16 protein-coding genes and 1 tRNA gene are annotated in these 12579 nt (G+C 33.1%); 11 read left to right on the top strand and 6 right to left on the bottom strand.

The window, feature by feature from the left end; translation table 11 throughout:
- Positions 1-31 precede the first annotated feature (31 nt).
- The 5 genes from ACNQGO_RS06525 to ACNQGO_RS06505 form a co-directional block, all read right to left on the bottom strand.
- Positions 32-877 carry a DUF2911 domain-containing protein gene (locus ACNQGO_RS06525; protein ID WP_417972133.1) on the bottom strand — a complete coding sequence of 282 codons (846 nt, stop codon included), beginning with the start codon at positions 875-877 and terminating at the stop codon, positions 32-34.
- Between the two features lie 50 nt (positions 878-927).
- Entirely contained in the window at positions 928-1602 is a 675-nt protein-coding gene (locus tag ACNQGO_RS06520; protein WP_417984735.1) for an HAD family hydrolase, read from the bottom strand.
- Between the two features lie 66 nt (positions 1603-1668).
- The gene (locus ACNQGO_RS06515) at positions 1669-2382 is read right to left on the bottom strand and encodes a tRNA threonylcarbamoyladenosine dehydratase (protein ID WP_417984734.1); all 714 of its coding nucleotides are present in this window, start codon (positions 2380-2382) and stop codon (positions 1669-1671) included.
- Between the two features lie 47 nt (positions 2383-2429).
- The gene (locus tag ACNQGO_RS06510) at positions 2430-3083 is read right to left on the bottom strand and encodes a TatD family hydrolase (RefSeq protein ID WP_417984733.1); all 654 of its coding nucleotides are present in this window, start codon (positions 3081-3083) and stop codon (positions 2430-2432) included.
- Complete coding sequence (locus ACNQGO_RS06505; protein WP_417984732.1) at positions 3084-3686, bottom strand: DUF1684 domain-containing protein; 603 nt, start codon at positions 3684-3686, stop codon at positions 3084-3086.
- Positions 3687-3892: 206 nt separating this feature from the next.
- On the opposite strand from ACNQGO_RS06505, the gene ACNQGO_RS06500 reads away from it, so the two are divergent.
- From ACNQGO_RS06500 to ACNQGO_RS06485, 4 genes are all read left to right on the top strand, one after another.
- Positions 3893-5110, top strand: a complete 1218-nt coding sequence (locus tag ACNQGO_RS06500; RefSeq protein WP_417944583.1) for an MDR family MFS transporter — start codon at positions 3893-3895, stop codon at positions 5108-5110.
- A 420-nt stretch (positions 5111-5530) separates the two neighbouring features.
- Positions 5531-5890 carry a BlaI/MecI/CopY family transcriptional regulator gene (locus ACNQGO_RS06495; RefSeq protein ID WP_417984793.1) on the top strand — a complete coding sequence of 120 codons (360 nt, stop codon included), beginning with the start codon at positions 5531-5533 and terminating at the stop codon, positions 5888-5890.
- Positions 5891-5936: 46 nt separating this feature from the next.
- Positions 5937-7544: a M56 family metallopeptidase gene (locus ACNQGO_RS06490; RefSeq protein WP_417984731.1), complete on the top strand. Its 1608-nt coding sequence runs from the start codon at positions 5937-5939 to the stop codon at positions 7542-7544.
- A 67-nt stretch (positions 7545-7611) separates the two neighbouring features.
- Positions 7612-7752, top strand: coding sequence for an SsrA-binding protein (locus ACNQGO_RS06485; protein WP_417944585.1), 141 nt, complete (start codon positions 7612-7614; stop codon positions 7750-7752).
- On the opposite strand, the gene ACNQGO_RS06480 is transcribed toward ACNQGO_RS06485, so the two are convergent.
- Positions 7749-8261 carry an adenine phosphoribosyltransferase gene (locus ACNQGO_RS06480; RefSeq protein ID WP_417984730.1) on the bottom strand — a complete coding sequence of 171 codons (513 nt, stop codon included), beginning with the start codon at positions 8259-8261 and terminating at the stop codon, positions 7749-7751. The genes ACNQGO_RS06485 and ACNQGO_RS06480 overlap by 4 nt on opposite strands.
- 93 nt (positions 8262-8354) lie before the next feature.
- On the opposite strand from ACNQGO_RS06480, the gene ACNQGO_RS06475 reads away from it, so the two are divergent.
- The 7 genes from ACNQGO_RS06475 to ACNQGO_RS06445 all read left to right on the top strand — a co-directional run bounded on the left by ACNQGO_RS06475 (position 8355) and on the right by ACNQGO_RS06445 (position 12559).
- Positions 8355-8428, top strand: a tRNA-Arg gene (locus ACNQGO_RS06475).
- Between the two features lie 276 nt (positions 8429-8704).
- Positions 8705-9253, top strand: a complete 549-nt coding sequence (locus tag ACNQGO_RS06470; RefSeq protein WP_417948181.1) for an RNA polymerase sigma factor — start codon at positions 8705-8707, stop codon at positions 9251-9253.
- Between the two features lie 56 nt (positions 9254-9309).
- Positions 9310-9594, top strand: a complete 285-nt coding sequence (locus ACNQGO_RS06465; RefSeq protein ID WP_417948182.1) for a hypothetical protein — start codon at positions 9310-9312, stop codon at positions 9592-9594.
- A 2-nt stretch (positions 9595-9596) separates the two neighbouring features.
- A complete protein-coding gene (locus ACNQGO_RS06460) occupies positions 9597-10094 on the top strand; it encodes a Spy/CpxP family protein refolding chaperone (RefSeq protein WP_417984729.1) in 498 nt (165 codons plus the stop codon).
- A gap of 28 nt (positions 10095-10122) precedes the next feature.
- Entirely contained in the window at positions 10123-11442 is a 1320-nt protein-coding gene (locus ACNQGO_RS06455; RefSeq protein ID WP_417947845.1) for a multicopper oxidase family protein, read from the top strand.
- A complete protein-coding gene (locus ACNQGO_RS06450; RefSeq protein WP_417947844.1) occupies positions 11429-11926 on the top strand; it encodes a T9SS type A sorting domain-containing protein in 498 nt (165 codons plus the stop codon). The genes ACNQGO_RS06455 and ACNQGO_RS06450 overlap by 14 nt, the downstream gene beginning before the upstream one ends.
- 3 nt (positions 11927-11929) lie before the next feature.
- The gene (locus tag ACNQGO_RS06445) at positions 11930-12559 is read left to right on the top strand and encodes a thioredoxin family protein (RefSeq protein ID WP_417984728.1); all 630 of its coding nucleotides are present in this window, start codon (positions 11930-11932) and stop codon (positions 12557-12559) included.
- Positions 12560-12579: the final 20 nt, after the last annotated feature.

Raw genomic sequence — 12579 nt, 5'->3', positions numbered from 1 at the left:
GAAGCGGGATTTTGTACTTAAATGCAGTAAATTAGCTCTTACTCCACTCTGCAATACTGTCTTTATTCATTTTTACATAATCTTGGTTTTTTGCAATCTCAGCTGCTGCAAGTGATAATTTTGCTGTTTCAATTGCTCCTTTTTTATCTCCTAATTTAGCTTGAATTAAGGATTTCAATCTGTTGTACCAAAACGGTTTTTCTTTTGTCATGTCTAATGCTTTGTTAACATAAACTAATGCTTTAGCATTGTCACCATTAGACTGGAATAAAAATTGAGCCGATGAAAAATAATCTCCTGCACCCGGCCCAGCAAGTACTTTATCAATGTTTGCAGTTGCTTTTTGTTGCGTAGGCACTTCAAATTTTAAGGCAGCATAGGAATTCTCCCAATACATTTCTAAAAAAGCAAAGTTATTGTCTAAACCACTAACTCCCATAGTAAAAGTTTCAACACTTTTATTTACAGTTTCTGGTTTAACGGTAGCTCTAAGTGCTACATTTTCTTCTTTCCACTCCTCTGGATTCCCCCAGTTATCAGTAGTCTTGTAGAAAATGATTTCCCAACTTTCTATTTTTGGATTCGTATACAACGAATATTTTCCTTTTTTTAATGTTTTACCATCAATAATTACATCATCACTAAAGGATACCGTTGTATTTTCGTTCGCTCCCGTTCTCCAAACTTTTCCAAAAGGAATCAAATTACCAAAAACGACTCTGCCTCTTGCGCTTGGTCTGGAATAAACGATTTCTACATCTGTCAAACCTACAGTTTGCATAATAGTAGATTTTGGACTAGACTGAGGTGTTTTTACTTGAGCCTCGATAGTAAAGTTTGCTATAATGATAGCCAATACAAGGATTATTTTTTTCATACTTTAATTTTTTTGAACTTCAAATTTACAAATTCAACAGCTTTAAAATGTTAATTATTTCTTAATTTAGAATCCAAATTCCGAACAAGATCAAAGTCCAATTCGTTAAAATGGTTGATAATGACATCTGCTTTAGACAAATCTTGAGCTTCTGAATGAATACTGTTGTATCCCACACACAAAATACCCGCTGCTTTGGCTGCTTTGACGCCATTAGTACTATCTTCAATCACAATGCAACTTTCTTTTGGTGCTATCGAAAGACTTGCTGCGTGTTCAAAAATAGCAGGATGTGGTTTTGATTGTGGAAAATCCTCTCCACTTATTTTATGAGAAAAATAATTGTGTAAGTTGAACCTATTAAACACGCGCTCAATCGTAACTTTGGATGCCGAAGAGGCCAAAATCAATTGCATTCCGTTTTGGTGTAATTCTTTGATGAGATTTTCAACTCCCTCTAGTAATTCTAAATCAGCTTTACTATCAAAAGCATCATTAAAGATGTTTCGTTTTCTTTGTATTAAATCTTCTACTTCGTGCTCGATTACAAACAACTCTTTCAATTTTTGAAATGTATTGCGAGTAGAGAAACCCGTAAATGAAGTGTACATTGCCTCCGTTACAGCAATATTTAATTCATCAAATTGCTTGAAGTAAGCATAACGATGCACGGGCTCTGTATCGACAATTACACCATCCATGTCAAAAATTACGGTTTGTATCATTTTTTAGATTTTTAGACTTTTTAGATTTCTTAGATTACTCCGATTCTTAATCCTAGGCACTGAACACTATTTCTTAAGTAAATACCGAATCACCGTTTCTGCAGCGTACAAGCCAAATAATCCTGGCATATAACTGTTTGTTCCGTAAAATGATTTCTTAAAATTTGATCCATCTGTCATTTTTAAACTAGATTCATCCTGAATTTCAGAAGAAAAAACCACCTTTAGTTTATCTATTTTAACTTCTTTTAATCGTCTTCTGATCGTTTTTGCAAAAAAACAATTCACCGTATTCGTAATATCAGTCACTTTTACTTTAGAAGCTGCCATTTTACCTCCTGCACCCATACTGCTTATGATTTTTACTCTTTTGCGTTTTGCTGCAATAATCAAATTTAATTTGGGAGTCACACTGTCAATGCAATCTAAAACATAATCAAATTCTTCAGAAACTATTTCAAAAGCGCGCTCCGGAGATAAAAATTCTTGTACGCGAGTTAACTTCAATTCTGGATTAATATCCATCAATCGATCACCAACTACCGTTATTTTAGGTTGTCCGACTGTAGAATGCAAAGCAGGTAATTGTCGGTTAATATTCGTAATATCTACTACGTCCCCATCAACAATCGTCATGGTTCCTACTCCTGCACGTGCTAAAAATTCAGCTGCAAAAGAACCAACGCCACCTAATCCTACTACTAATACATTTGCATTTTGCAAATTAGTTAAACCTTCTTTTTTGAATAGAAGTTCTGCTCTTTCTGTCCATTCTGCCATTATTCTCTTTTTTTTAATTTTAGTATTGATAGGGTACTCTAATATTTCTACAATTCCTTAAAAAACACTTTGTGAAAATTGTGTTTTATGAGTTCCTGCATTTCCAAGATTGAAATTCCTTTGTATGTTGCTGCCAATTCATACACTGCTGCAATGTTTTCTGAAATTGTATCGGTTTCAAGAAAAATTTTATCATCTGGAATACTCTTGAAAACGGATTCTAATTCGGGATTCAAAAGCAAATATTTCCCAAAGGAGATATAAAATCCATTGCTTATTAATTGTTTGGCGAGTTGTTCACTTTTTGAAAATCCATGAACGATCATAGGAATAGTGATGTTCAATTTTTTCTTTGTTGCAATTAATTCATCAAAAGATGCTACACAGTGCAACACCACTGGTTTATTATATTTTTGTGCCAAAACCAACTGTTTTTCGAAAACCAACTGTTGCAATTCGATCGGAATTGCAATGCGTTTATCCAATCCGCATTCACCAACCGCGAGACAATTGGGTTCTTGCAGTTTTGTTTCCACTATATCTAAATCCGATGCTAAACGCTCCTCGACAATAAACCAAGGATGAATACCAATAGAATATACTGGAATACTAGCATCAAAATCCTGTGGATACTGATTGACTAACTCGACACTATTTTCTTGCTGCGTGGCTGTATGTGTATGTAAATTGTAAAATTTCATTTAATCATGAAACTTTTTGACACCCGCTTCTATGGCGATATCCAAATCATTTTCAAGCGGCACTATGGGACAAGAATACTGCGAATTGTATGCGCAATACGGGTTGTAGGCCGTATTAAAATCAATGGTTAATGTATTTCCTGCTGGAACGCGTAAATCGATATATCGTCCACCAATATAACTTTCTTTGCCAGATGTGGCATCTGAAAAGGGTAAAAACAAATAATCCTTGTACTCCTCTTTTTTAGAAAGTTCAATATTGCGATACACATTTAGCTTAAAACTCCTTCCTTTCATGACAAATGAAAGTTCTCCATATTTTACATACAGCGGCTTTCTGTCAGTAGTAGTTTTCATTTCAAAAGGTTGTTCCTTTTCTGTTTTAACTAAAGTAGCTGTGACAAAAAAAGTTTTATTGGCAGGATAAAAAGCTAAAGATTTAAATGTTGCACGATCTTCGGGTGTTAGCGGACTCTTTTTTGCATCAGCGAATTCCTTATTCATCTTATTTTGAAATTGTACAACTGCTGCCGATTTAAATGCATTTTGACCGTAAGCCAAAGCTAACTGCATAAAGAAGAAAAAAAGTACTTTGGTTTTCATATTTTAATTTTATGCAAAATTAGTCTAAATGTTGGAAGTTGCCAAGTGTAATTTTGCAACATACGACCTTAAGATGTTAAACTCTAGCCCAGATAGCAGTGAAAATCCTTGTATTTTTTTGCTGCAAAAAAAATAGAAGATTGTAACGAATAGCTGGAAAAAGCTCCTAAAAAACATTGTAAATTTGTACAATAGAAATAATACATATGCTCGCAAACGCTTTACAACGCTACATAAATAATTTTAGAGGTTTTACCAGAGAAGTTTGGATATTGACACTTATCACTTTCATTAACCGCGCTGGCACGATGGTGTTGCCATTTTTATCCAAGTACTTAAAGGAAGATCTGAATTTTTCCTACGCACAAGTAGGTTGGATTATGGTCGCTTTTGGTTTTGGTTCTATGCTAGGATCTTGGCTGGGCGGTAAATTATCTGATAAAATTGGGTTTTATAAAATCATGGTTTTTAGTTTATTTACCAGCGGACTACTGTTCTTCGCTATTCAATACATACGCACATTTTGGGGATTGTGCATCGGAATGTTTGTCATTATGACTATTGCCGATATGTTTCGTCCCGCCATGTTTGTGTCTCTAGGTACGTATGCAAAACCCGAAAACCGTACCAGAGCCTTAACATTAGTGCGGCTTGCGGTTAATTTAGGATTTACTGCCGGACCCGCTTTAGGAGGTTTGATTATTATGAATTTAGGCTATAGCGGTTTGTTTTGGGTAGATGGAAGCTCGTGCATCATCTCGATTTTGATTTTTACATTGCTAGTAAAAGAACGTAAAAAACCAGCCGATTTGAATACGGCGAGCCACGAAACCGAGATACCAGCCTCCGTTTTCAAGGATAAAATATTTTGGATTTTTCTTTTTGTATGCTTTGTCTCGGCTATGCTGTTTTTCCAACTTTTTACCACTTTACCGCTATATCACAATGAAAAATTTGGCTTAACTGAATTTCAAAGCGGTCTTTTATTGTCGTTGAACGGACTTTTGATTTTCTTTTTAGAAATGCCAATTGTTAGTATTAGTCAAAGAAAAGGCATTGATAAACTAAAAATCATTCTTTGGGGATCTTTATTAATGTCGATTAGTTTTTATGTTTTACTAATAAATATTTGGGCAGGTGTATTAGTGATCAGTATTATTTTTATCACATTTGGCGAAATGTTTATTTTTCCGTTTTCGAATTCATTTGCACTGAGTAGAGCTCCAAAAGGGCATGAAGGCCGCTATATGGCTTTGTTTACTATGAGTTTCAGTTTAGCACACATTGCCAGCTCTAAAACTGGTTTAGAAATAATTGACCAATATGGCTATCAATCCAACTGGTTTGTTATGGGAACGCTAGGAATATTAGCCGTTGGAGGGTGTATCTGGTTACAAAAACTAGTACAACAAGAGCAGCAATAATTTTTTTTTGGGCGTGACCACATTTCAAAAAGGGGCAAATCAACATGCAGGTTCCATTGCCCCTTTTAGCAATGTGGTCGGGCTATCCGCTGTATCTTTTATAAAATCCTTAAAACAGGATTTTTTAAAAGGATGCCGCTACTATCCCTCACGAAACATGGTTTTCATCATCCAAGCGCACCTTGAACACGCATTTTCAAATTGAAAATCGTTTTATTAAATCCTTTTATTTCTTTCTAGCATCATCTTAATTAAATTTTGTTTCTCAATAAAAAAATGAATACGAAAAACATCAAGTGTTTTAAAATCAATAATTTAAAACAAGTAATAAATTTAAAAACTAAAAATTTAGTTAAATAACTATAAAAATAGTTTGTAAACTATAAATATAGTTGTATGTTTGCTGCAAATAATAGAATCATGCAAAAACTGACTAATAAAGAAGAGGAAATCATGCATATTTTATGGAAGCTCAAAAAAGCGTTTGTAAAAGAAATCATGGCAGAAATCACCGAAGAACAACCGCATTACAACACGCTTTCTACCATTGTTCGCAATCTGGAAGAAAAGGGTTTTGTAGCGCATTATGCTTTTGGAAACACCCACCAATACTATCCTATCGTAAGTTTAGAAGAGTATAGAAAACGCTTTATGAATACCGCTATTGATAATTACTTTAATAGTTCTTATAAAAATATGGTGTCGCATTTTGCCAAAGAAGAGAAAATTTCTGCAGCTGAATTGCGAGAAATTCTGGCCATGATTGAAAAACAAGAGTAAAATAACCCAATTATTTTAATCAAAACACTATAAACCAAAAATCGTTATGGAAACACTCTATCTTTACCTGATTAAATCCAGTAGTTTACTTGCATTGTTTTTTATAGCGTATCATTTTTTGTTGCGTAAAGAAACTTTTTTTACAAATAATAGATGGTTTCTTTTGTTAGGACTTATTGCTGCTGCAGTTATGCCTTTATTAGTTTATACCAAAATAATTTGGATAGAACCAACAACTGTAAATTATGACTGGTCAAACTTACCTGTGCGAACAGTCTCTGAAAAAAATTACACTAAAGAGTATATCTATTTAGGATTAGCTTTGAGTTATTGTCTGGGTACATTAGGCTTGTTAACTAAATTTGGATTTGATTTTTATAACCTTTTAAAGATTTTTAAGGGAAAAACAATAGCACGTCAAGCAGATTTTAAATTTATTGATACTACAGAGAACATTGCTCCATTTTCATATTTTAACACAATCGTTTACAATTCGTCTCTGTATAGCAGTTTAGAATTACAAAGTATTCTGGAACACGAAAAAATCCATAGCAATCAAAATCATACCGTTGATGTATTACTTGCTAGAGTTTTTTGTGCAGTATTTTGGTTTAACCCATTCATCTGGTGGTACAAAAATGCTATTTTACAAAACTTAGAATTCATTGCTGACCGTGAAGCCACAAAAAAAATATCCGACAAAAAAGCGTATCAGCTTACACTTTTAAAAATAACAACACATGAAAATTGTGTTGCCATTACCAATCATTTTTATCAATCATTAATCAAAAAACGAATCGTTATGTTAAACAAAAATCAATCAAAAAAATCAAAATCTTGGAAGTACGCAATGATAATGCCATTTCTATTTGCATTTATGTTTTATTATCAAGTGAAAGTGGTCGCGCAAGAGAAAAAAGAAGCGCCAAAAGAAAAAAACGCTGTATTTGCAGAAGAATCAGCTATTTACATTTACAAAAATTCTACCGACGCAGAAATGAAAACATCTGCAGCAGTGTTGCAAAAAAATAATAGCGTATTTATCAAATTTTCAAAAATTAAACGAAATTCGAAAGGAGAAATTACTGCAATCCGAATAGATTATAAAGATAAAGTTGGTAAAAAAGGAACCTCCATAATAGATGGCGATGAACCCATTGATAACTTAACTATTTTTAGAACAAAAAACTCAATTGAGATTTCGAGTAATGACAAAAAAAATGAAGTGTACGAAACTGCCATCGCAAATGAAGAAGTTACCGATTTAGTTGAATTCACTGATCTAGTTTCGGAAAAAACGGCAAATATTGAAATCAATGATAATGATTTTCCAACGCCTCCTACTCCACCCACACCCCCAACTTTTAACTTTAATGCACCAAAAGCGCCTAATTTCCCAACAGCGCCAAGAGCACCAAAAGGTTCCCCTGAAAAAGGAGATAAAAAAGAATGGGCGACATTTGAACAAAAAATGAAAGCTTTCAATAAAAAAATGGAAGCGATGGCACCACAAATGAAAGAGTTCGACAAGAAAATGGCTGAATTTGACGAGCAGATGAAACCTTTTGATGCTAAAATGAAAATTTTTGAAAAAAATATGAAAATCTACGAAAAGCAAATGGAGGAATACCGCGAAAAAATGAATGAAAACTAATAAAAAAAACACAACAAAGACGGTCATTTATCATGACAGTCTTTTTTTATACCTTTACAAAAAAAGTATGTTCAAAATTCTAGCTCAAATTAACAAAATACTTTTACCTAGTTTCACCAAACAGCGTTTGGATTTGGCCAAAGCTAAAAAATGGCAAATGGCAATTATTGGTTTTAGATATTATGTAACCACTAGGGCATTGCGCTAGTACGTAAGGGCAGCAAAAATGTCTTTCCCATCTAATTTTGATCTGCCATTTAAAAATGTTAATTCGATAAGAAAATTACATTGAACGATTTCTCCACCTAGTCGTTCGACTAATTCACATACGGCTCGGGCTGTCCCGCCAGTCGCTAAAACATCGTCGTGTATAAGGATTCGGTCTCCTTTTTGAATCGCATCAGCATGTATTTCTAAAGTATCCGTTCCATATTCTAAATCATAAGTTGCCGAAATGGTTTCGTAAGGCAATTTATTCGGCTTTCGAACAGGTATAAAACCCGCATTCAATTCCTGAGCTAGCAATGTGCCAAAGAAAAAACCGCGGCTTTCTACCCCTATTACTTTATCGACCCTTTGATTTGACACTGCCGCAACCAGAAGATCAAGGCACTTTTTTCTCGCTTCGGCATTAATTAATAAAGGAGTTATGTCTTTAAACATAATTCCTTCCTTTGGAAAATCCTGAATATCACGGATATACTTTTCTAATGACATCTTTTTTTATTTTTTTATAATTTTACAGTTGCAAATTACACATTTATACCTATATTTGCACCCGCAATGAAGTTATTATAACGGTTTGCAAATGGCCTTGTGGCGCAACTGAATAGCGCACTTGATTACGGCTCAAGAGGTTACTGGTTTGAATCCAGTCAAGGTCACTTTTAAAATCCCTAAATATACTGAAAATCAGTATTTTAGGGATTTTTTATTTTAATATTTGTACGGTTTTTGTATGGTCAACAAAAAGGATCAAGGATCAATCCCAAAACCTGTGGGGAAGCAAAAATTAAGCATAAATAGTAGTTAGTCTTAAGGAAGAATTCTATATTACTAACCCCTCTAAATTAAGATCTAAAGCTCTTATAAAGTAAGTATTTATTTTTTTAAGAAAAAATATTATAATTTGTTTAGATTTACACACAAAAAGCTAAACAATGTATAAAAAGTTACAGCTTAACAATAAAGATGCTTTTGACGAATTGGTACTCCTGTATAGAATTAGGGTTATTAATACTTGTTATCGTTTTTTGTTGAATAAAGATGATGCAGAAGATGTTTCACAGGAAGTTTTTATAGAAATTTTTCAGTCTATTCAATCATTTCGGGGTGATTCTAAACTATCAACTTGGATTTTTAGAATTGCTGTAACTAAAAGTCTTGATGAAATTAAAAAAAGGAATAGAAAAAAAAGAATTTCATCATTAGGTAAAACACTTCACTTGGAAGGCGTAGCCAATTGGATTTCTGGAGGAAAAATGCCTGATCAAGATTTAATTGCTTCGGATAGTATGAAGCAAATATACAAATTGCTCAATCAATTACCAGATAATCAGAGAATTGCATTTACATTAAGCAAAATGGATGGTTTTAATAATTTAGAAATTTCCGACATTATGAATACCACTATTATTGCAGTCGAAAGCCTTGTTTATAGAGCTAAAAAGAAAGTTGCTGTCGATTTAATCCATATTTTGAAAAAATAATAAAATGAAACTGCCAGAAATAAATTTAATAAACGTCTAAATAAAAATATCTAAATATGAAAACACAAGATATCAATATAATTTTAAGAGAATTCGAATCTATAGAAAGTATTACGCCATCTGAGAACTGGGATTTAGTTTTTCAAAACAAATTATATTCCGCTGGATTATCGAAATCAATTACTATGTTAAAAATAAATGTATTGGTGATTATCTTAGTATGTGTAAATATAGGCGTTGTTTGGGGTATAATCGCAAATGATTCGGGTACCGTTGCAGTAAATAGGTCTTCGAGTCTAGTTATAATTTCGAATGAGTTATTGACTAATTCAAATAATTAGGAATGGATATTTTCACGCAACACAAATTATTAATCAGAACAGTGGTTGTTCTTGTTGTTTTGAATGTAGTTTCAATTGGTTTTTTTGTTTTGAAAGAAATTCGTCCGCATCACGAACCACGATTGTTTCCTAAAAACGAAGCTTATAAAGATGTTTCAGGAATTTTAAAAGATGAATTGGGTCTATCGGAACAGCAAGTTGCTCAATTTGATGAGATAAGAAAACGAAATTTCGAAAAACAAGCAATTTTAAAAAAAATTATTCGAGATGATAAAGATGCAATGAATACAGAAATGTTTAATATAAAAACAGACGAAGCTAAAATAGAAATGTTTGCCATAAGAATTTCAGATAACGAATATAAAATGGAAATGCTGCGATACGATCAAGTAAAGGAACTAAAAGCGGTTTGTAAACCAGAACAACTCGCAAAATTTGAAGATTTAGTCAAAGAAATTCGAGATTATTTTAGACCTGATAACCAACATAAAAAAAGATAAAAAACAACCAAAAACAAAAATCTACAAAATGAAAAAAACACTAAAACTAATCATTCTAACGCTGCTATTATCCGTAAATAGCGTCTTCTGTCAATACAATGCCCTTAATATACCAGAAGCTTATTATGGTGTTTCGGGTACAAACGGAAAAACATTTACCCTAAATATAGATGATAATGTAAAGCAATATCGAATAGGACAGGCAACAGTAACTGGTTCTATAAATACAGGATTAGCAACAACAAATAATTTTTGGGGACCAACATTGATTGTCACTAAAGACGACGTTGTCCATATGGATGTTACTAATAATCTGAACGAATCTACCACACTTCACTGGCATGGCATGCATTTACCCGCCATTATGGATGGCGGACCACATCAAGTAATTCCGGCGGGAACACTTTGGCAACCGTATTGGACAATCAAAAACCAAGCAGCAACTTTATTGTATTATCCACATTTGCACGAAACTACACAAGAACAACTAACTAAAGGTGTTGGAGGTTTTATAATTGTAAAAGACGCAGCAGAAGCAGCACTCGCAATTCCTCGAACGTATGGTGTAGATGATATTCCGTTAGCTATTTCTAGCCGTCGATTTTTGGCAACAACGAACCAAATGGCTTTTCAATTAATTGACAATTATGGTGATTATTCAATGATTAACGGAACATTAAACCCACAGGCAACTTTGCCAAAACAATGGGTTCGTTTTAGAATCTTGAATGCGGAAGTACAACGCGGACTAAATATTGGTTTTAGTGATAATAGAACTTTTTATGTCATAGGCAATGATGGCGGATTACTAAACGCTCCAATTGCAGTAACTAGAATGGTAATTCAAACAGTTGAGCGTTACGAGATTATGGTAAATTTAGGTGATGATGCCGTTGGTGCCGAAACTTTATTTTTAAAAGCTTATAATACATCAGCCGAAATAACGGCATTAACTCCCGGACAAAATAGTTTTGGTTGGCCAGTATTAGAAGGAAACCCATCCACACCAACTGGAGGTAATGGTCCGCTGAACGGAGGACTGTTAAACAACACCTCTTACAATCTTTTAAACATTAAAATAGCGGCTACAACAACCGCAATTACACCAATAACTGCAATTCCAGCAACGCTAGTAAACAATACATACTGGACGGCAGCAAATGTAACAAGCACAAGAACAATTACTATTGGAGGCGGAAATGGTGGATCAGCATTTACTTTAGACGGTTTACTTTATAGCACAACAATGACACCAAAAACTGTTAATCTAAATGCTGTAGAACAATGGACAATTGTAAACAACAATATTTTTGGTCATACTTTTCATTTACACGATGTTTTTTTTTAAAATTATTTCTCGTTCGGGCGGAAATATGGGAACAACTTTACGTACTTATGAACAAGGTTGGAAAGATTCTGTTTGGTTGCCTATTGGAGGATCGGCAACTTTTGTTGCCAAATTTGATGATTTTTCAGATTCGACTTGGCCATACATGTATCATTGTCATGCATTAACTCACGAAGACGAAGGAATGATGGGGCAGTTTATAGTAAGTAATACACTTAGTACAAATGAAAATGTAACGAAAGTTGCCTTTAGCTTATATCCAAATCCAGCAACCGAAAAATTATATATAAAATTAGAGAACACAGAAAATGAAATTTATTATATAAAAATTATAACACTAGAAGGCCGAGTTGCTATGATGTTACCCAAACCAGAATGGCAAAATGGTATTGATATTTCATCATTAGCAGCAGGAACTTATATTTTAAAACTTACTGATAATAAAACAAAAAGCATTACAAATAAAAAATTTATAAAAAAATAAATTATGAAAACAGTAAAAACATGCTTAATTCTTTCATTTTTAGCAGTATTTATTTCTAGCTTTACAGTAAATTCACCTGTTCCCACAGAAAAAATAATTAAAAATTTTACCTTAAAAGCTACTAATAATCAAAAAATTTCTTTGCTAAGTTATAAAAATGCAAAGGGATTTATTATTGTTTTTACTTGTAATAAATGTCCAATGGCAAAATTATATTCAGAACGGCTTAATAATTTGAATATTAAATTTAAATTTAAAGGAATTTATCTTTTAGCAATCAATTCTATGGATACCGTGGCCTATAAAGAAGAAAATTTTGCATTGATGCAGAAAAAAGTAAATAAAGAAAAATTGAACTTTCCTTATTTACAGGATAAATCACAAAAGGTAGCCAAACAATTTGGTGCTTCTTGTACACCACAATCTTTTGTTATTATTAAAAATTATTTGGGACAATGGATAGTAAAATATGAAGGATCGATAGATAACAGCGCACTAGAACCTAACAAAGCAAACAACTATCTTGAAAAAGCCGTTGATGAATTATTGCAAAAAAAGCAACTATCAAATCCGTTCACAAAAGCAGTCGGTTGCAAAATATTTTATCGTGGCGAAGTTGCAATAATGGATTAAACTATTAACTAATACTAAAA

Source organism: Flavobacterium frigidum (assembly GCF_048286735.1).
Classification (GTDB): Bacteria; Bacteroidota; Bacteroidia; order Flavobacteriales; family Flavobacteriaceae; genus Flavobacterium.
The sequence above is the reverse complement of the archived record's forward strand: the minus strand, read 5'-3'. Positions and strand labels throughout refer to the sequence as shown.